Annotated in this window: 17 protein-coding genes; 5 read left to right on the top strand and 12 right to left on the bottom strand. The window is 63.4% G+C overall.

The window, feature by feature from the left end:
* Positions 1–15 precede the first annotated feature (15 nt).
* From nrdF to ACOPJ3_RS00680, 3 genes are all read left to right on the top strand, one after another.
* On the top strand, positions 16–984 hold the full coding sequence (gene nrdF / locus ACOPJ3_RS00690) for a class 1b ribonucleoside-diphosphate reductase subunit beta (protein WP_427869910.1): 969 nt from the start codon (positions 16–18) through the stop codon (positions 982–984).
* A 364-nt stretch (positions 985–1348) separates the two neighbouring features.
* Positions 1349–2632 carry a tyrosine-type recombinase/integrase gene (locus ACOPJ3_RS00685; RefSeq protein WP_188034644.1) on the top strand — a complete coding sequence of 428 codons (1284 nt, stop codon included), beginning with the start codon at positions 1349–1351 and terminating at the stop codon, positions 2630–2632.
* 58 nt (positions 2633–2690) lie between these two features.
* Positions 2691–2897: a helix-turn-helix domain-containing protein gene (locus tag ACOPJ3_RS00680; protein WP_427869909.1), complete on the top strand. Its 207-nt coding sequence runs from the start codon at positions 2691–2693 to the stop codon at positions 2895–2897.
* A gap of 3 nt (positions 2898–2900) precedes the next feature.
* On the opposite strand, the gene ACOPJ3_RS00675 is transcribed toward ACOPJ3_RS00680, so the two are convergent.
* Positions 2901–3881, bottom strand: coding sequence for a DNA-processing protein DprA (locus ACOPJ3_RS00675; protein WP_427869908.1), 981 nt, complete (start codon positions 3879–3881; stop codon positions 2901–2903).
* Positions 3882–4705: 824 nt separating this feature from the next.
* Here ACOPJ3_RS00675 and ACOPJ3_RS00670 point away from each other — a divergent pair.
* Both ACOPJ3_RS00670 and ACOPJ3_RS00665 read left to right on the top strand, forming a co-directional pair.
* A complete protein-coding gene (locus ACOPJ3_RS00670; RefSeq protein ID WP_427869907.1) occupies positions 4706–6361 on the top strand; it encodes an ABC-F family ATP-binding cassette domain-containing protein in 1656 nt (551 codons plus the stop codon).
* On the top strand, positions 6358–7626 hold the full coding sequence (locus tag ACOPJ3_RS00665; protein ID WP_427869906.1) for an MFS transporter: 1269 nt from the start codon (positions 6358–6360) through the stop codon (positions 7624–7626). Before ACOPJ3_RS00670 ends, ACOPJ3_RS00665 begins: the two co-directional genes overlap by 4 nt.
* 125 nt (positions 7627–7751) lie before the next feature.
* On the opposite strand, the gene ACOPJ3_RS00660 is transcribed toward ACOPJ3_RS00665, so the two are convergent.
* The 11 genes from ACOPJ3_RS00660 to ACOPJ3_RS00610 all read right to left on the bottom strand — a co-directional run bounded on the left by ACOPJ3_RS00660 (position 7752) and on the right by ACOPJ3_RS00610 (position 19058).
* Positions 7752–8318, bottom strand: a complete 567-nt coding sequence (locus ACOPJ3_RS00660) for a hypothetical protein (RefSeq protein ID WP_427869905.1) — start codon at positions 8316–8318, stop codon at positions 7752–7754.
* Positions 8319–8336: 18 nt separating this feature from the next.
* Entirely contained in the window at positions 8337–8795 is a 459-nt protein-coding gene (locus tag ACOPJ3_RS00655; RefSeq protein WP_427871243.1) for a single-stranded DNA-binding protein, read from the bottom strand.
* 80 nt (positions 8796–8875) lie between these two features.
* A complete protein-coding gene (locus ACOPJ3_RS00650) occupies positions 8876–10654 on the bottom strand; it encodes a type IV secretory system conjugative DNA transfer family protein (protein ID WP_427869904.1) in 1779 nt (592 codons plus the stop codon).
* Entirely contained in the window at positions 10651–11184 is a 534-nt protein-coding gene (locus tag ACOPJ3_RS00645; RefSeq protein WP_427869903.1) for a hypothetical protein, read from the bottom strand. The genes ACOPJ3_RS00650 and ACOPJ3_RS00645 overlap by 4 nt, the downstream gene beginning before the upstream one ends.
* A gap of 33 nt (positions 11185–11217) precedes the next feature.
* Entirely contained in the window at positions 11218–12702 is a 1485-nt protein-coding gene (locus tag ACOPJ3_RS00640; RefSeq protein WP_427869902.1) for an ATP-binding protein, read from the bottom strand.
* Positions 12699–13472: a hypothetical protein gene (locus ACOPJ3_RS00635; protein WP_427869901.1), complete on the bottom strand. Its 774-nt coding sequence runs from the start codon at positions 13470–13472 to the stop codon at positions 12699–12701. Before ACOPJ3_RS00635 ends, ACOPJ3_RS00640 begins: the two co-directional genes overlap by 4 nt.
* A gap of 238 nt (positions 13473–13710) precedes the next feature.
* Positions 13711–15117, bottom strand: a complete 1407-nt coding sequence (locus ACOPJ3_RS00630; protein ID WP_427869900.1) for an MFS transporter — start codon at positions 15115–15117, stop codon at positions 13711–13713.
* 325 nt (positions 15118–15442) lie between these two features.
* On the bottom strand, positions 15443–16909 hold the full coding sequence (locus tag ACOPJ3_RS00625) for an SCO6880 family protein (RefSeq protein WP_188034657.1): 1467 nt from the start codon (positions 16907–16909) through the stop codon (positions 15443–15445).
* 6 nt (positions 16910–16915) lie between these two features.
* The gene (locus tag ACOPJ3_RS00620) at positions 16916–18313 is read right to left on the bottom strand and encodes a conjugal transfer protein TrbL (RefSeq protein WP_188034658.1); all 1398 of its coding nucleotides are present in this window, start codon (positions 18311–18313) and stop codon (positions 16916–16918) included.
* A 34-nt stretch (positions 18314–18347) separates the two neighbouring features.
* A complete protein-coding gene (locus ACOPJ3_RS00615) occupies positions 18348–18620 on the bottom strand; it encodes a DUF6112 family protein (RefSeq protein ID WP_223160667.1) in 273 nt (90 codons plus the stop codon).
* Between the two features lie 171 nt (positions 18621–18791).
* Positions 18792–19058, bottom strand: coding sequence for a DUF6112 family protein (locus ACOPJ3_RS00610; protein WP_427869899.1), 267 nt, complete (start codon positions 19056–19058; stop codon positions 18792–18794).

Here is a 19058-nt window from a genome sequence, read left to right as displayed (position 1 = left end):
GGAGAAAAGAAGAGAATGAACTTCAAGCTCGGACACCCGGTCCAGGCGATCAACTGGAACCGCATCCAGGACGAGAAGGACCTCGAGGTCTGGAACCGCCTCGTGAACAACTTCTGGCTCCCAGAGAAGGTGCCGCTGTCGAACGACGTGCAGTCGTGGGCGACGCTGACGCCCGAGGAGCAGCTCCTCACGATGCGCGTGTTCACGGGCCTCACCCTGCTCGACACCATCCAGGGCACGGTCGGCGCCGTCTCGCTCATCCCCGACGCGATCACCCCGCACGAGGAGGCCGTCTACACGAACATCGCGTTCATGGAGTCGGTGCACGCGAAGAGCTACTCCTCGATCTTCTCGACGCTCGCGTCGACCCAGGAGATCGACGACGCGTTCCGCTGGTCCGCCGAGAATCCGAACCTGCAGAAGAAGGCTCAGATCATTGTCGACTACTACGAGGGTGAGGATCCGCTGAAGCGGAAGGTCGCTTCGACGCTGCTCGAGTCGTTCCTCTTCTACTCGGGCTTCTACCTGCCGATGTACTGGTCGGCGCACGCAAAGCTCACGAACACGGCAGACCTCATCCGCCTCATCATCCGCGACGAGGCCGTCCACGGCTACTACATCGGCTACAAGTTCCAGCGCGCGCTCGAGAACGAGACCGAGGAGCGCCGCCAGGAGCTCAAGGACTACACCTTCGCCCTGCTCTACGACCTCTACGAGAACGAGGTGCTCTACACGCAGGACCTCTACGACCCGGTGGGCCTCACCGAGGACGTCAAGAAGTTCCTCCACTACAACGCCAACAAGGCGCTCATGAACCTCGGCTACGAGCCGATGTTCCCCAAGGAGATGACGGACGTCAACCCGGCGATCCTCTCGTCGCTCTCGCCGAACGCCGACGAGAACCACGACTTCTTCTCGGGTTCGGGCTCCTCCTACGTCATCGGCAAGGCGGTCGCCACCGAGGACGAGGATTGGGACTTCTAGAAGTTTTCTTCAGAAGCCCCGGCTGAAAAGCCTGGTCAGAGGCCCGGATCCGCGAAATCTCGCGGGTTCGGGCCTTATTCGTGCCCTCTGTCAAACGACAGAGGAGAACAGAAATGACCAGGAATATCCATTCAGTGGGGCACGCAGGGGGCACGCGTGCACCTTTGACGTGGGCAAGGAAGTGCGATCCGAACCGAATCGGGGTTCGGCCGACACCCAACGCCGTGCCCCATCGTGCCCCTCGACGTGAACGCAAGGGCTCAACTTCCGCGGAATGCTGCGGATCTCTGGGCCTGCGCAACGTGAGGGGCACGGAGGGGCACGACAGTCCACGAGCGGCTGTTCGAGTCCACGGGAGGCCATCATGAGCACGGTGAAACGCGAGGCCTGGGGTCGGTTGCGTAAGCTCCCGTCGGGTCGTTGGCAGGCCCGCTATCCCGCGCCAGATGGGGAGATGTACCCAGCGCGAACCGAGGACGATAAGGCGCTTACGTTCGTCACGAAGACTGATGCGCGAAAGTGGCTTGCGTCGATGCACTCGAAGATCTCGCTCGGCTTGTGGGAGCCGCCAGAAGTCATTGCGGAGCGACGCCGCGCCGAGACTGCCGCTGAGCAGTCGCGATCCATGGGCTTCGAGGAGTACTCCAAGCGATGGCTGCAGATGATCAAGACCGAGCCCAACCGAAGCGGCAAGATACGTGCCGTCGGCACCGTCCGCTCGTATCAGGGCAAGGTCTCGGGCTATCTCGTCCCAGAGTTCGGCGACACCCCGTTGAGGGACATCGACGTCAACCGAATCCGCGTGATGACGGATCGGCTCGACCAGATTCCGGCTCCACTGAATCCGAAGTCGAAGTTCAATGGGATCACACGGCCGGTGCTGATCGTGCTCATGATGATCCTGCGCCAAGCGGCTCGCGACGGCATCATTCCAGCAGCACCGAGCGTCTCGATTCCCCGCCAGGAATCGGTTCGTCATGATGCCGACCATGATGAGAGCGAGGACATCATCACACCGAAACAGGTGGAGGCCTTGTATCAAGCGGTTCCGGATCTGTGGGCGATCATGGTGCAGCTCGCGGCCTGGTGTCAGTTGCGCCGTGGCGAGTGCCTGGGATTGCAACGGCGTGATGTCGAGTGGCATGACGACGGCGGCGCGACGCTGCACGTGCGGCGTCAGTTGAACGCCAATACCGGCGACTACACCGACCTGAAGAGCGAAGCAGGCAAGCGGTCGCTGAGCATCCCGAAGCTCATGACCGATCGACTGAAGCAGCACCTCAAAGACCACGTCGCAACCGAAGACAAGGCCCCGCTTATCCCGGCAAGCATTGGCGGCAGCATGCCGCTCTCGAACACCCGCTGGGGCTACATCTGGGCCGACGTACGCGACAGCGTTGACGGGCTGCCGCACCGCTTCCGCTTCCACGACCTGCGTCACACGGGGCTGACGATCTTCGCTCAGGAAGGCGCGACGCTCGCTGAGCTGATGCGCCGGGGAGGGCACGCCGATATTCACATCGTGCTGCGATATCAGCACGCCACGATGAATCGCGATCGAGAGCTGGCGGACCGGATGAGCGCACGCGTCGCAGCGACCCTCGACCCGAGCCTTGACCGGAAGAAGAACACAGGGGAGGAGTCGTAAGCGGACAGCCGCGGACACCTGTGAGGTAACACCAATCCATTCACAGGAAGGCACTGCCATGAACTCTCGAACTCGCAGCGAAGAGCACGAACCCGCACTGGTCTCTCTTTCCGTCGCGGCCGAAAGCCTGGGTGTCTCAGTCAAGACGATCCGGCGTCGAATCTCCGACGGTACGGTTCGCGGATACCGAGTCGGGCGCCTCATCCGGGTTGACATGGAGGAACTGCGAAAGAGTCTCGTCGCGGAGATCCCAACGATGAGATAGCGGTTACAGCACGCGGTTGCTCGGCAGGACGGCACGCGACGCCCCCAGGTGGATGACACTCCGCCTGGGGGCGTTCGCACTGTCAAGCATCCGCGTGACGTCCGATGCGTTGGTGACAACGCGCGCGCTCCCGTCCTGAAGCAGATGATTCGTACCGGCGCTGGCGGCGGAGGTAACGGGCCCAGGCACAGCGCCAACAATGCGACCCAGTAGTTCGGCTTCCCGAGCAGTGTGCAGCGTTCCAGACCGAAACCCTGCTTCAACGACGATGGTGGCACCAGAGAGGGCGGCGAGGATGCGCGAACGATCCAGAAAACGCTGACGGGTCGGGCTGACACCGGGCGGTAGCTCAGAGAGCACCAGCCCTTGGCGTGACACGCTCCCAATGAGGTCAGCATGACCTGCGGGGTATGGGCGGTCGACGCCCGAGGCAAGCACCGCGATCGTGTTGCCGCTCTCGATGAGCGCAGACCTGTGCGCCGAGCCTTCGATACCGTAGGCAGCACCGGCGACGAGCGTCTTGCCGTTCCGGGCCAGCTCGCTTGAGATGTCCTCGGCAACGTGCACGCCGTAAGCGGTCGCTGCCCGTGCGCCAGTGATCGTGATTAGATGGGAGGGCTGCGCGACGAGAAGTTCTGTACGTCCCGCAGCCCAGAGCGTGTACGGGGTTCGAATACCGAGATCATTGAGGGCGGCGGGCCACTCTGAGTCCTCGGGTATCAGCACCCGATAGTCGTTCTCAGTGAGCAACCGCGAGGCCACCTGATCGGGATTCGCGCGTGATTGCAATCGATCTCGCCAAATCGCCGCCTCGACTCGATCCATCCCGGGAATCGCGGTGGTGCGCTCGATCAGAGCGATCAGCTCGACTCCACCGACTCGTTCAAGGAGTGCACCCGTTGTGGCGTCGTTCGGGGTGCCGATCAATGACAGCACCTGGCGGGCAGTTCGCTCATCTTTGGCGAGGTTCGAGAGCGTGGGCATGATGGCCTCCTTCGAGGTGAGATCTCACTGAGAAGGTGTGCGAATGCTGCCCTTTCGACTCATGCGGAGTAGGCGTACCCTGGGAGACGAAGCAGGTTCTCAACTCTGCGGGCCCTTCGGGGCGGCCCTCTCGGGCGCTCGATTCACATGCTGCTTCCTCGACGGAGATCGACGTGTGACGAGAGGCCCCATCATGATCCGTTTGATATTGACGGTCAGCAGCTTCATCTATGCAGTCCTGCAGCGATACGCACTCACGAACATTGTGCTGGGCCGGATCCGGCGACGCCGTGGCCTGAGATGGGGCGTTCCCGCGATGCTCCTGGCTGCGCCGTACATCGTGCTCGCGTATTGGTGCTCATCTGCGATCGGCGATGGCGCCCCAGGTTGGCTGCACCTCATCATCCTGCTGTGCCTATGGAACGCGTTGAAGTTCGTCGCGATCGGCCCGATCTCCGTGGCACTTCTGATCCGTGCTCGGTATCGGGAGAGGATTAAGAGCCGAGAGGCTGCGACCGAGTCTGAGTCGCTTCCGATGGGAAATCGATCGCTTGTCGGAGGTTCATAGAACACGGAAAGTTCTCGCAGCCGGGAGCATTTGAGCACATGATGAGCGACTGGGAGTCTTCCGGCGAGCCTATGTTCTATGAGGTAGACTGGGCACATGCATTTGTACTTCCTGTGACGGCGGAGCAGACCTACCGCGCTCGTTGAGAATCTCCGAGCCAGCGGCGGTCGCTCGTTCTGACCCCTTTTGAGGTCGCCGTCATTGACGTACTCGTTGCCTCGCGGCTTTTCGTGGTGCGTCGTTCCGAAGGATTCGAATGCTTACCCCCACACGTCATATTCCGGCGCGCCATCGCGCGCAACTTACCGCCTCCGACGTTTCCGTCATGCGAGGCGCCACATCAGTTCTCAACCATGTCGATCTCGTCATCACTGCTTCGTCTCGCGTAGCGATCGTTGGAGAGAACGGCCGTGGCAAATCCACACTCCTGCACGTACTTGCGGGCACCCTGCCGCCGGACGGTGGCGAAGTCCAACGCATCGGCACGCTCGGTCTCGCTGAACAGGAGATGGAAGCCTCCGACCACCGAACCGTCGGGCAGGCCGTCGCGGAGGCAATTGCCGAATCGCTCGCTGCCTTGGCAGCCCTCGACGATGCCGCCGTCGCCCTCGCAGAAGGCAGTGCTGACGCCGCTGAGCAGTATGAAACATCGCTAGAGCATGCCGAAGCACTGAACGCATGGGATGCCGAGCGTCGCGTGCAGGTCGCGCTCGAAGCGCTCGAAGCTGAGACTGACATGGACAGATTGCTCGCCGATCTCTCTGTGGGTCAACGGTACCGGGTGCGATTAGCGTGCCTCTTGGGTGCCGATGACGACTTTCTCCTGCTCGACGAGCCCACGAACCATCTCGACCGCAGTGGGCTCGAATTCTTGACCACACAGCTCAAAGCGCGCAGTGGCGGTATCGTCATCGTCAGTCATGATCGAGCGCTCTTGGCCGACGTCGCCGAGACGATCGTCGACCTCGATCCGACACCTGATAAGCGCCCGCGCGTGTATGGCAACGGGTATGACGGGTACCGTGAGGGGCGCGTCGCCGAACGGGAGCGATGGGAGCAGGAATACGAGCGCCAGCAAGCTGAGCACGCGCGGCTGCAGGACAGTTTGAGTGCTGCCCAGAACCGACTCGTGTCGGGGTGGCGACCCGAGAAGGGTACGAACAAACACGGTCGCGCGACTCGCGCGGGCGGGCTGGTGCAGAGCGTACACCGACGTCAGGAAGCACTCGAAGCGCATGCGGTGACCGTGCCGGAACCGCCGCAGCATTTCCGGTTCCCTGAGCTGCCCACGCGAACCGGCGCGGCACTCCTGAGTGTTGAGCAAGTCAGTGTCGACGGACGACTGGCAGAGCCGGTGTCGTTCACGCTGTCACACCGCTCCAGACTCGCGGTGACCGGGCCGAACGGGGCAGGCAAATCAACACTCTTGAGCGTAACGGCGGGTGAACTCTCAGCGGACACTGGAACCGTTCGCGCGTCCCGCAGTACACGGGTAGGCTTCCTTCGGCAAGAGACGGCTCTACCGCGAGACCTCCGAGCGAGCGACGTCTACGCGAATCACGTCGACGGGCTGGTCTCTGCAGGAACGGTACGTGCGTCGGAGGCGGTCGGCCTGTCAGGCTTCGGCCTGCTCCGCTCACGCGAGGCAGGTAAACGCGTCGGTGAACTCTCGATGGGGCAACAGCGTCGCCTCGACCTGGCTTTAGTTCTCGCGGCCCGCCCGCACGTGTTGTTGCTCGACGAACCCACTAATCACCTCTCGATCGCGCTCGTCGATGAACTCACCGAGGCGCTCGGAGCAACCCAGGCGGCGGTGGTCGTGTCGACGCATGACCGTCAGCTTCTTCGCGACGTTGCCGCCTGGCCGCAGCTGCAACTCAGCGCGATGGCAGAAGGTGAGGTGCGGGTATGAAAAGCAAGAGTCTCCGCCGAGTGCGCGCACTTCGCCCCCTGACTTCACGGGACTACCGACTGTTGTTTGCCGCGGTCGGCATCGAGGTCTTCGGGACTGGCATGTGGACCATCGTCATGGTGTTCCAAGTGCTTGCGCTCGATGATAGTCCGCTTGCGCTCTCAGCTGTCGCGACCGGGATGAGCCTGGGCCTCTTCGCGTTCTCGATCGTTGGTGGTGTCGTCGCAGACCGGTTGTCCAAGCGCCGCATTATCATTACCATTCAGGGAGTGATTGCGGCCGTCATATCAGCCGTCGCAGTCCTCTCGCTCACCGGCAACGTCGAACTCTGGCATGTCGGTGTCGCGTCCTTCGCAATGGGGGCAGGCAGCGCCTTCTTCTACCCGGCGTATAGTGCGTACCTGCCGCAGGTACTCCCACCCGATCAGCTGCTGGCTGCGAACGGGCTCGAAGGTGCGCTCAGGCCGACGATGGGGCAAGGGCTCGGACCAGCGCTTGGCGGCGTCATCGTCGGCATCTTCTTCCCGGCCATCGGCGTCGTCATCGTCGCAGCCTCATACATGATCGCTTTCGTCATCACCCTGTTCCTCAGCCGACGCGACGAGCACCCCTCGGTCACGCCGCTCGAAGAACGAGTGAGTGTCTGGCGCGATCTCCGAGCGGGCGTGGGATATGTCGTTCGCACGCGCTGGCTCCTGTGGACGCTCATCTTCGGTTCGGGGCTCGCGCTCATCATCCAAGGACCGATCGAGGTGCTTCTGCCGTTCCTTACTCGCGACCGATTCGTGGAAGCTGAAGCCACCTTCGGGTTCCTCCTGGCCGCGTATGGGATCGGGGGCGCCGTCGGCTCGTTGATCGTCTCATCCCTGAAGCTCCCACGCCGCTACCTGACATTCATGATTCTCTGCTGGGGTGTTGGCACCCTTCCCTTGGTGGTCATCGGCGTTGTCGACAACCTCCTCTTGATGCTCGCAGCGCTCTTCCTCGTCGGTGCGCTCACAGGCGCGGGCGTGGTCGTATGGGGCACGTTGCTGCAACGGTTGGTGCCGCTGGACATGATCGGGCGGGTCGCCAGCCTCGACTTCTTCGTCTCGATCGCGTTCATGCCCGTGTCGATCGCCGTTGCCGGACCGCTCTCGTTGCTGGTGCCGATCCCCGCAATTTTCGTGATCGCTGGGGCCGTTCCACCGATTCTCGCGGTGATCGCGCTCCTGGCAGGACGGATGCGGCAGACCGAAGAGGAGCACCCGTTGGACGCTGGCTGAAGGAAGCAAGTCGGGTGTCGAGCGGACCACCGCAAGCGTCGACGAGGATCAATCCATCCTGCTGGCGGCACTCTGCGAATGAAGCACGCATCCATCTCAACCGGGGGCTCGTCGATCAGACGACCTCAATTGGGCGTCTCATCCGTTCTCGCGCCGATGCTTGCGTAGAACGCATCCTCTGCGGCTCTGCGCGCCTCAACCTGTTCGAGCACGAACTGGACGAAGTCAGCATCCCGATCCGTGATGGCCTGCTCCACGATGTCGACGGTGCGTTCCTCGCCAGGCCAGACGGTTTGCCGCGTCGGGCGATCCCGGTCAAGTCGCGTGCCGCTGGCCGTCACCCAGTCGCGCAGACGGTGACGAGCCTCTGCGAAGTCGCGATGCCATCCGAACGGCGCTGAACCGTCTTGGTTGGCGTCGTAGGCGCACAGCCAATGCAGGTGGAGTGCGGAAAGCTCCCAGAGCAACTCGGGGTGACGATGCCAGACCGGTGGAATCACCGCGGCGGGGAGGCCGTACTCCGTGCGCAGCCAGTTCACCCAGCGATTGAGTTCGAGGAGTTCTTCTTCGAGGTCTTGCGATGTGAGGAGATTCCAGTTGATGGGATGCGGCGGCTCTGCGACGAGATCCGGCTCAAACTGCTCAGCCTGGATGTTCTCGTTACCCTTACCGGGGACGCTGTGCTCGTTCACGTGCTGCTCCGATCCGGCTCAGTACCCGAGAGACGGAGCACCATTCACGGCTCCCGAGGCTCGGGGTGCAAATGCGCGGCGCTGCACCTTGTCGGCGACGCTCCGCGAAGCTGCCTTGCGTGGTGAGCGGTCGACTTCGTATCGGGTGCGGGCCACGTCGTGGCCGATGCGCTTTGCGACGAACTCCTCGCTCTCGACGCTTTGACCCTCACGCTCGTAGCTCACGGGCCGCTGATAGCCCACAGCAATAAAGTTGTCGCCTTTGGAGAATCGCTTTGAAGCGCGTTCGGCGGAACGCCCGAACATGACGAGGTGGTGGAAGCTCGACTCCAGTTGCGTGAAGCTGCCGTTTTCCTCGCGGCGGAAGTGCTCCTGCCCGAATCGGAAGTAGAGGCGCGGGCTCCCGTTGGCCGAGACTGTCAGCTGCGGTTCTGAGGTGACGAACCCCGAGACGGATTCTTGTGTGTGGATCGACATCATGCTCTTCCTGTCTGGTGAGGCGGCCGCCTTTGTTCAGCCGCTGCGACAGGTAGGTGCGCAGTCGTCACCCCTGCCTGCTAGTGCTTGGGGTTCTCCAACAGAGCCTCCGTCGCCGAACGATCGAGCCGAAGCTTTTCCCCGTCAGTACGTTTAGGCCACGGATGCAGATCAGTGATGATCGGTGGCGTCGATCGGAGCAGGATCACGCCGGTCCCGAAGGGGAGCGTCCGAATCCGATCCGGCGGCAGAATCGGGACCCGGCGGACGGAGCGCTGATTGGAGCGCGAGCCGTAGTCCCCGAGCGTGACCGAGTCCGTGAACTCGTCGCGCTCGCCGATGAGGGTGGAGAGGTCCTGGAGATCACGAGAGTTTGATGCGCCGCCGAGGATGATCTTCGCGATGCTTGCGTCCCAGATCGCAGCCGCCTGATTCTCTGACCACTTGTTTCGTGCCTGGGCGAGCGATTGGAGCACAGGCATGGTCGTGATGCCGGTGCCTCCGCCTTCGGCCATGAGTGTCGGCAGCGAAGGGAGTGGCGCGAGGTTGCCGATCTCGTCAAGCGCGATAAGGAGCGGGGGATCGAGTCGTGCACCGGGTGATCGTGCCGCCACGCGGCGGGCAGTCTCAACGAGGTCTTCGACGAGGGCGGCGACCAACGCCGCGCTATTTCCTGCACCGGCTCCGGTCGCCAGTAGATACAGTGTGCCGCGGCTGCGGATGAACTGCTCCGGGTCGAAGTGCTCGCCTTCCGATGGGCTGACCGCATCCAAGACCCGTGGGTCGGCAAGTGCAGCTAGAGCGAGCGACACACCTTGCCAGATGCTGTCTCGAGTTCGCGGGTCGGAGTCGAGCATCGCTTCCAACGATTCCGCCCAGCCCGTTGCGGCAAGCGGTGAACCGGTCAGGATCGCAACGGCCTCAGCGGCGGCCGCAGGGTCGAGCGTCCAGCGGAAGAGTTCGGCCGGGGTTCTGCGATCGAGCGCCGCAGCGTGGAGGAGTGCTTGCAGCGCGACCCGGGTCTTGCCCTCCCAGAAGCCGCCACCTTCGACACCACCAGAGGAGAGTTCTGTTGCTGCTGCGAGGCCGGTCGCTCGGATCATCGCGGTGAGTGGGTCTTCGCAGCCTCTGATGGGTGACCATCGCAGCCCGGCGGGAATGCCTTCGGCCAGGTGCTGTGGATCGAAGACAGCGACAGGGCCGAGCCGCTCCCTTGCTTTGAGCGTCACGGTGAGATTGTCGGGCCGGGTTGACGTTGTGACGACTGCGCCTGGCGCGTCGAGGATCGCCGGGATCACGACATGGAGTCCCTTTCCCGAGCGCGGCGGACCGATCAGCAAGATCGAATCTTCGACGCTCGCCCAGATCTGCTTGCCGTGCGAGCGACCAAGCAAGAAGCCCACATCCTCCGGCTTCGGGTACTCAAGTGAAGGACGCAGCGTCGCAGCCCGACGAAGAAGTGCCTTCGAGGATGCGTTGGATGCGACGTCGTGCCCGCTCGCAGTTCCTTGGAGCTTGCGGGGGTCGGTAGTGACAGCCCGAGAATGGCGTCGTATCCGAGTCCAAGTCCAAGCGATCGCGGAGGTGAGCAAACCGAGAAGAAGAGCCGCTACGCACCAGTAGACAACTGCGTTGAGGCCGTGCGCACCAAGCGCCGTGGCGGGGTCAGCGGGGGCAAAGAGCACGTTGACACCGCCAGCAAAGCCGACTTCAGGCGGCTCAGCGCCAGTCAGAAACGCTGCGACCGAACCGGCCCCGCGGAGTACGGCAGCGATGCCGAACAGTGCGAAGAGGCCAATCATGAGGGCGTTGGTCAGCTCATCCCCAACACCGCGGCTATGAGAACGGACGCTCGTCATGACTGCAACCGCGCTACGAAAATCACACCTGAGATGCGTCCGATGAGCAGGATATCTGCGCTCTGATCCGCAATGTGACTGAGATCGACAACTGCACGAGCTGTGCCGTCAGCGGCACCTTCCGCGCTGGAGACCGAGAGCGCGACCGTCACGTCTTCGCCGGGAATGAAACCGGCACCACGAACCTCGATCAGCTCATGTTTTGGCCGATGGCGCGCTCGCCGCGTGGCATCGGGTACCGGAGGCTCTGCTGCCATGCGCTCGCGCCGCGTGGCGTGGACAATGTCGGTGAACACGGAGCCGTCGTGCTCCCGCACCTCGACACGAACGGTTCGCGTGCGGTGCGCGGAAAGTGCATCGAGCAGTTCACCGAACCGAGCCCTATCCCACTCGGACGCCGGACCCGTAGGCGGGAACTCTCTGCCATCGAGGGAGACGCGCATCGCACCGCGTTCATCGACGTGGATGCTGGCGATCGGAAGGTTGACGGAGGACTCTGGTGACGAATCTCTGGTGTTGCGTTTGCTCATACCGCGTAGGTGCGTCAGAGCCTCCGCGCGCACTCAGCCCACCATGCGACCTGTCGTGTCGAAGAGTGCCAGCTCGTCGGGGTGCAATTGATGCTGGCAGACGAACGAGCGATCCTTGATGCGCCAGAGCCCCTGTCCCACGCCGAGCCCCGGCAGCAGCTTCTGTTCTGTGCCAGTGAGCCCGAGCGCTCCAGCGGTGACGCCGAGCTGGTCGGATTCCTGTCGGTAGATGATCCTCGTCTCGGCATTGGCCAGCAGGCTGTTGGCCAGGGCGCGCATTGCGGAACCTTGGTCGCCGACGTTCTCCAGGTCAGTCAGCTTGTGAAAGATCAGCATGTTCGCGATCCCATAGTGACGAGCGAGCCTCCAGTGGGCATCCATCCGTCGCAGCAGTGCTGGGTGGGACATGAGTCGCCAGGCCTCGTCGTAGATGCACCAGCGTTGGCCGCCATTGGGATCGAGCAGTGCAGACTCCATCCACGCAGAAGAGCAGGTCATGAGCACCGAGATCAGCGTGGAGTTCTCGGTCACCCGCGAAAGGTCGAGCGAGATCATCGGCAGTGTGGGATCGAAGGTCACGGTTGACGGACCATCGAAGAGCCCGGCGAGATCTCCCGCAACGAGCCGTCGGAGCGCATGCCCGACAAGCCTCCCGTCTTCCGCGAGCCTCCCGTCGGGGTCTGCGTGCTGAGCGGGGGCGAGGATGTGCTCAACAACCATTGGAAGGATCGGTACATCGTTACTGCGCACGACCTCGGTCAGCGCGGTATCGATCGCCGTGTGCTCCAGTGGGGTGAGGGGTCGAGTAAGAACCGTCTCCGCGAGTGCACCGATCAGGTCGCGGCGCCGAGACGCGACGGTGGACGCCCAGCTCTCGTCGCTCATGCCGGAGGGACGGTAACCCTCGTCGAGAGGGTTGAGCCGTGTGGCGAGCCCGTGCCCGAGCACGATTGCCCGTCCGCCGACGGCTTCGGCGACGGCTGTGTGTTCGCCCTTTGGATCACCCGGCACGTAGACGCGGCGCCCGAATGGGAGGGACCGTGTGTAGAGGCTCTTTGCCAAGCTGGACTTCCCAGAGCCGACGATGCCCGCGAGCACGAGGTTCGGAGCGGTGATGATGCCACGGGCGTACAGCACCCACGGGTCGTAGACGAACGAACCACCGGAGTAGAGATCCTGACCGACGAAGACGCCATCGGAACCGAGCCCTCCCTCTGCGAGGAACGGGTACGCACCTGCGAGAGTGGCTGAGGTGTCCTGATGCCGGGGCAGACGGAACCTGCCTGGTGAACGCAGCTGAGCCGGGCCAGGTTCCCCAGCGGTGGGAAGATACGATGTGCCCCGGCGCTCAGCCAGCTCGGCGAGATACTTCGCGCGGGTTTCTTCGCGTTCGGAGTGCTGCTGTTCGATCTGTAGCTTCGCGGCCGCCCGTTGACGTTGCTTGCGCACTCGACGCTTCTCGGATGCTGGAGCAACGAGCACCGCCGTATGGAGCCGCTCTGCGTCATCCCGGTTCATAGCCCCAGCCCTCGCTGCTTTTTGAGTGCCGTGATGTTCGCAGGCTCGAACCAGGATGCCCGCTGTTGGCGCGGCGCCACTGGGTGCGCATCGAGGCCGCGAGACTCGTTCGGAAGTACGTCTTCGGCGTCGATGGTGTGGAGTCGATAAAGGGCGACGTGGTCGAAGCTGTGACTGTAGGTGAGGTGGTAGTCACCGTCGCGCAGCTTGTGCTCCAACGGTCCGCTGGGCGGCTCATCGTAGACGTACCCGTTCTCCATCGCCGCACTCGTGGTCTCGTCTCCGTAATCCCAGCTCTTCAGGTGATCGAGTCCGGCGGCAGGGCCGTCGGCGTCGATCATGTCGAGCACTTCGTCGGCTTCTTCACCTTGTATGAAGACGACGTTGATCCACCGTGTTGCCGGGCCGTTTTCTGTCGCGGGCGCGTCGTGCCAGGAGACACGACTCGCGGCAGATGCTGCGGCGTTCAGTCGGTCCTCGGCTTGGTCGATGAATGTCGCCGCCTGATGCAGCTCATCGGCGGCAGCGAGCGCGTCCGTTGATCCAACGGCATGGTCGCCGTGATCGTCGAACGCGCGGGCACGATTGCTGATGTGGGCAGTAGCGAGCTGATCGAGCACTTGCTTCAGCGACCGGACTCCCGACAGCAGGTCGCCGAGCACGCCGTAGAGATCCTGGGGGTTCTCGAAGTTGCGCGATGCATGCGCGAGCCCGCGCAGCGCCTCGGATGCTTCACCGGCATCGGCGCCGGGATCGTAGAACGTTGGCATTGGGAATCCTTTTGACTTTCGATGGCGGCATTGATGACCATCAGGTGCGCATCCCAGGTACCGGTCACGATCACTTGAAACCGGCAGCGACCGTAAGGTCAGAGCGATCTCGCAAGCCGATTACCACTGAAGTGTGACGGCATCGGGCCCTCGGGATAACTGCGTGGGTCGTCCTGCTTTGAGTGCGGACCCAAAGCAGGCCGACCAGACGCCAGCCGGAGATGGAAGGGTCGAGTGCCTATTGGGAAATTGCCCGGTGCTCCCGCGTGCTCGGAAGCACGATGCGTGAAGCGAGCGCTCCTGCGGCGATAAGCCCGATCACGGCGAGGGCACTGCTGACCAGGTACGGCGCATCCCCGGTGAACGCGGGCGCAAAACCGATGCCCAAGTAGAGGGCGATGCCGGTTGATCCGCCTAATTGATCGGAGGCTCGCTGGACACCAGAAGCGATCCCGGCATCTTGGTCGGTGACACCGCTCACCGCCGCGTACTGGAGACCAACCAGACCGAAGCCCATGCCTGCGGCAATAAGAATCATCGCGGGAATCATCGCTGGTGCTGGTCCATGCATGTGCACGACGATCGCGATGGTGCCCATCGCCAGTGCCGTGAACACGAGGCCAGCGAGGATGCACGCACGCGCGCCCCAACGGTCGAGCAACCTGGGCACGAACGTCGCCGCGATCACGAGCGAGACGGCCAAGGGGATGAGCGTGAATCCTGTCGCCAGCGGGCTGAGCCCCAGACGTTCTTGCAGGTAGAAGGTGAAGAGCAGGAACGACGTTGACAATGCGGCACTCAAAAGCGCGGTGGCTCCGTTCGCGAGGACTCGCGTCTGGTTGCGGAAAAACGTCATCGGCACCAAAGGATTCGCTGCACGTCGCTCAACCACGACGAATAATGCGGCGCAGACAAACGAGCCAGCAAGCGCGGCGACCCAGGTCGCGGTATGCGCACCCGAGCCTGCTTCGATAATTCCGAACACGAACAGCAGCGGCGTCGCGGTGAGCAAGATGGCGCCAGGAAGGTCGAGCGGAGCGGACTTCGCCGCGTTTCCAGCGGGGAGGAGGATGCCCGCTGTGACGAGCACGAGCAAAACGAACGGAATCGCCACAAGGAAGATCCATCGCCAGCCATAGAACTCGGTGATGACCCCGGAGAGCACGAATCCGAGCACGAGGCCACAGCTGGCGACTGCTGCCCAGACACTCAGTGCCCGTGACCGTCCGCGCCCTTCGGGGAAGAGCATGACGATGGCCGCCATCGCTGCGGGGAGCGCAAGCGCTTCACCGGCCCCCTGCAGCAATCGAGCGGCGACGAGAATCGGGAATGACCATGCGATCCCAGCCAGCAAGGATGCCGCGCCGAAGATCGCGGTGCCGGTCAGGAGCACGCGTCTCCTGCCGAACACGTCGCCGAGGCGCCCACCCAGCATGAGTAGGCCACCTCCCGTGATCGTGTAGGCGACCACAACCCAGGTCAGTTGACTCTCTGATGCGCCGAACTCGGCGCCGATGGAAGGCAGTGCGACGTTCACGACGGTGACGTCGACGGCAATGAAGAACTGCAGGATGGATAGACAGACAAGGACAAGCCATGCACGCACCGATGATCTATCCCGGTGCCAGGAAATGCGAAAGGACACGAATGCTCCGTTGTTCGAAAGATGAACTCCGGGCAGCAAAAAACACCGCTCCGGACTAACTACGAAGCGACGGAAACGTCAGAGGGTAGATCGCCCCGCCGCTAGCGGAGCGTCCTCGTAACAGCGGCGGCGGCCGCGGCAGAAGCGCCAGACATGCACCCTAAGATATCAGGTGCTGATCCAGTACTCAGGCGAATACCATATGACCGCGGCTACATGACGCCGAGGTTGCCCGAAACGTGCGGCCAGGAGTAATCCTTCCGACTGGCGGTCATGACGATCAACTATCGAACCGCATCCATGAGCTGCGACTTCGAGGTCCTGCTCACACCACCCGGCACAGAGGCAGCGCGGCGGCGGTGAATGCCTGTGCCTGCTGGCCGACGAGGAGTCGCATCTCGCAGGAGGCTTGGATGGCGGCTTGCTCGATGGCGGCGACTTCGGCGTCGAGGTCGTCTGCGGTACGTGCTGAGACAGAGACGAGACCCGTGTAGCGGAGTACTCCGTGCCCGGCAGTGAGGTCGGCCTCTTGCTGGAGCACGTCGTGAAACTCTGCCGTCTGCGATGCATCCTCGATCTGGCCGATCCGCTGACGCTGGGCAGCGTCCGAGATGTACTCGGTCTTCTTCTTACGGATGTCGCGCGCCGCCTGATCGGAGCGCATTGGGGTGCACAGAAGCGAGAACGATCGCTGGATCCCGGTTGAGAGCAGCAGCGGCGCGAGAAACCCGGGGTACACCATCGACCTTGGCCATTCCGAGATCCACAGCACTGCGTGGAAGGCCGAGTCGGTGCGCAGCCTCGACCAGGACTCGTTAACGGCCACGGGTCCTGCAGTGGCGAGCGACTGACCAAGTTCACCGTGGCGTTCAAGCGTCGCCGCGACGGCCGGGTCGTACGCCGATCGGAGAATGACCGCGATCTCGCCACACGTCAACCAGGATGACGGCGAGAGATCGGCTGACCGCAACGCGGCAATCAGCGTCGACATTTCTTGACGCAGCACAGCTGCCGCGCCACGAATGCCACCACCGGCTGTGCGGATCTGGCGGGATGCCGCACGCATGTCGAGGGAGAGAGACAGCGTGGTCGCGTGACGTTCTCCGGCGGGCCCGGCGCGGTCGATCAGCTCGGCATACGTGGTCGAGGCCCAGGAGGCGTCGGCGTTGCCGTGTGATGCCCACCATTCGGCAAGCCCTGTCCCAGAGTCGGGCAGCGTGCGTTCCAGCACCTGGAGCATCGAGATGCGTCCTGAGCGGCAGACGGTTGCGAGCACCCGGCTCCACGAGCTGACTCGGCGTTCCTGTTCGCCGGGGTCGAGGAGCACGAATGCGGGATGCGAGACGGCAACGATCGCCGTGAGCGTTTCAGCGGTCGGATCATGCACCATTCCTGCGCCGGTGGCGGGGTCGTCGTACTCGCGGAGCCGCGCCATGTCGCCGGGAAGCGCGAGAGTCCCCGCGGGCCGAGGTTTCACAACTCGTCGACGGTAGAGAAGTTGCCCGCCAGTGGTCTTCCACATCCACCAGATAACTACGGGGATCCACTCGACGACCGCGCGCCCCGCGATCCGGATCCACACCACGGCCGCCGCGGCAAGCCACACGGGTGCGGAGAACGCGATGAGAATCCCGCCGCCAGCGTAGAACGCCCACACGAGCGTGCCGACCCCGAGGCCGAGAGCGACAAGTTGCGACAGCGACAGCCCGAGCAGGACCCCTCGGCGGGTCAGTCGCGAAAACTTCACCGGGACGAGGTCACCGGCGCGTGGAACGTCGTGATTCTTCGGCATGATCGGTCACTCCTTGCCGTTTGGCCGGGGCCGCGGGGTGCTGGGAGGTGCGGGGTCTGATCGTGGTGCTGGCGGTTGCGGCACAGAGGGAGCCGCTGTTGCAGTCGGCGTCGCAGACGGGGCAGCCCCGATTTCACCTGCGCCGGTCATCGCTGTTTCGGCGGTGCCGCCGATCGCCTGCCCGAGCTTCGGCCCGGCGGTCGCTGCGCCCTTGACAACTTCGGCTCCGATGATCACGGCTGCTGCAGGCCCGGCCGCCGCGGCAGCTCCAGCACCAGCGCCCGCTCCGGCTCCAGCGCTGGCTCCAGCACTTCCGCTCGCGCCGGTTCCCGCCTTGGCACCGGCGGCTGCCCTGCTGGTACTCGCTCCCGCTGGGGCCGTTGCGCCTCCCGCACCGCTCGATGCGGGAGTTGCGCCGGAACTACCGCCGGAACCGCCATCAAGGACCTTCTTCACGCCGTCGCCTTGCGGCTTCGACGGAACAGGAACGGGCCGGTTGACGGCGTTCTTCGCTTCCTGCTCGCTTCCCATCGCCTGGTAGAGATCGAAACCCAAGAACGAAATGAATCGGTAAACCATGTAGGGCGCGAACGCGGCGATGAACAGCAGCACAATGCCCGAGATCGGTTCGGTCACGGAGGCGAGGTCAGCTTCGATCGGTGTCGAGACCTGAGTGATGGCGACGAGGAACACGACGACCAGCACGAGCTTGGACACGATCAGGGCGACGACGAACGCCACCCATTTGCCGATCCATCCGCGAGTGACATCCCATGCAGCGCCCGCGAAGGCGATCGGCGCAAGCACAATTGCCACGAGCAGCAGAGCTTTGCGAATGAGGAGTGAGAACCAGACAATCGCGACCGCGCAGATCATGAGCCCAGCGAGGAAGATCGTGATGATCGCTCCGACGCCGGGCGCAGCGATATTGATCGTGGTGAGGCCTGCCGTGAGGAGCGCGATCTTATCGCCCATCGTTTCGGTTGTTTCTCCCGCGGCTTGGACGATGCCGATGGAGAGCTGGTCGACGATCTCCAGCGCCGTTGCCGTCAGCGTGATGACGACGAACGAACCAAGCACGGCCTTTGCTGCCCCGAGCGCCGCGCGTGAGAGCGCAGCAGGTTCGCGCCGGATCAGGCCCAGGATGAGTTGGAAGCAGAAAAAGAGCAGCACAATGAAGACACCGATACCGAAGAGCAGGTTGTAGACGTCGAGGTAGCCCTGCGACTGGACGTCGACGAGGGTGGTGCTGTCGAAGACGGTCCACATGGCTTCGATGAGCCATCCGGCGGCTTGCCCCATCGTCGCGGCCAGCCAGTCGAATGGGGCAGACACCAGCGTTGCGGCGCCTTCACCGACCGCGTCGCACACATTGGCGATGACGGGGATATCACAGACACTCATGGCATTGCTCTCGAAGTTGGGGGATTCAAGAAGCTCACACCTGCTGCCCGACGTTCCAGAAGAAGTTGATCAGCGTCACGGAGGCACCGCAGATGATGGCGGCGCCACAAGAGACGAGTACGCCGAGCTTGCCGCGGGAGGCGAGGTGGGGATTGGACGAGTTCGCCCCGAATCCCCACACGATCGCCGACACGATCAGGGCGAGCACGGACAGGATCAGCCCGATCGTCATGACGGCGCCGACGATGACGCGCAACTGTCCGATCCCGGGTAACCCCGAGTCGTTGGGCGTCACGTCGATGTTCATCGGCAGAACTGCGGTGAGGGTCGTGATGAGTTCGAACACGGTGGCTCCTTGGCGTGAGCACCGCCCGCGGCGGTGACGAAACAGGGTCGAGAGCCAGGTGCGCACTCCGTCACACGCAATAAAACGGGCCCTGGCGAGAGTTCCCGCCAGGGCCTGAGGCCAACAGCAGTACTACAGCTGTCCGCCGATGTTGATGAGCCAGTTCACCCAGGTGACGCCGCCACCGGCGAGGAGCGCGGCGCCGAGTGCGACGAAGACCCCGGCGCGCGCCTTTGCGGCGACTCCCGGGTTGCCGGTCGACGTGGCGATGGCCCAGGTGATTGCGCTGATGATGATCATGAGTACTGCGACGATCAGGATGATCGTGAGCATCGCACCGATCACAATCCTGAGGTCACCGATGCCGCTGAGGCTGCCGAAGTCAGGAAACACGTTCAT

It is taken from the genome of Leucobacter luti, assembly GCF_050310065.1.
Taxonomy (GTDB): Bacteria; Actinomycetota; Actinomycetes; order Actinomycetales; family Microbacteriaceae; genus Leucobacter; species Leucobacter luti_B.
The sequence above is the reverse complement of the archived record's forward strand: the minus strand, read 5'-3'. Positions and strand labels throughout refer to the sequence as shown.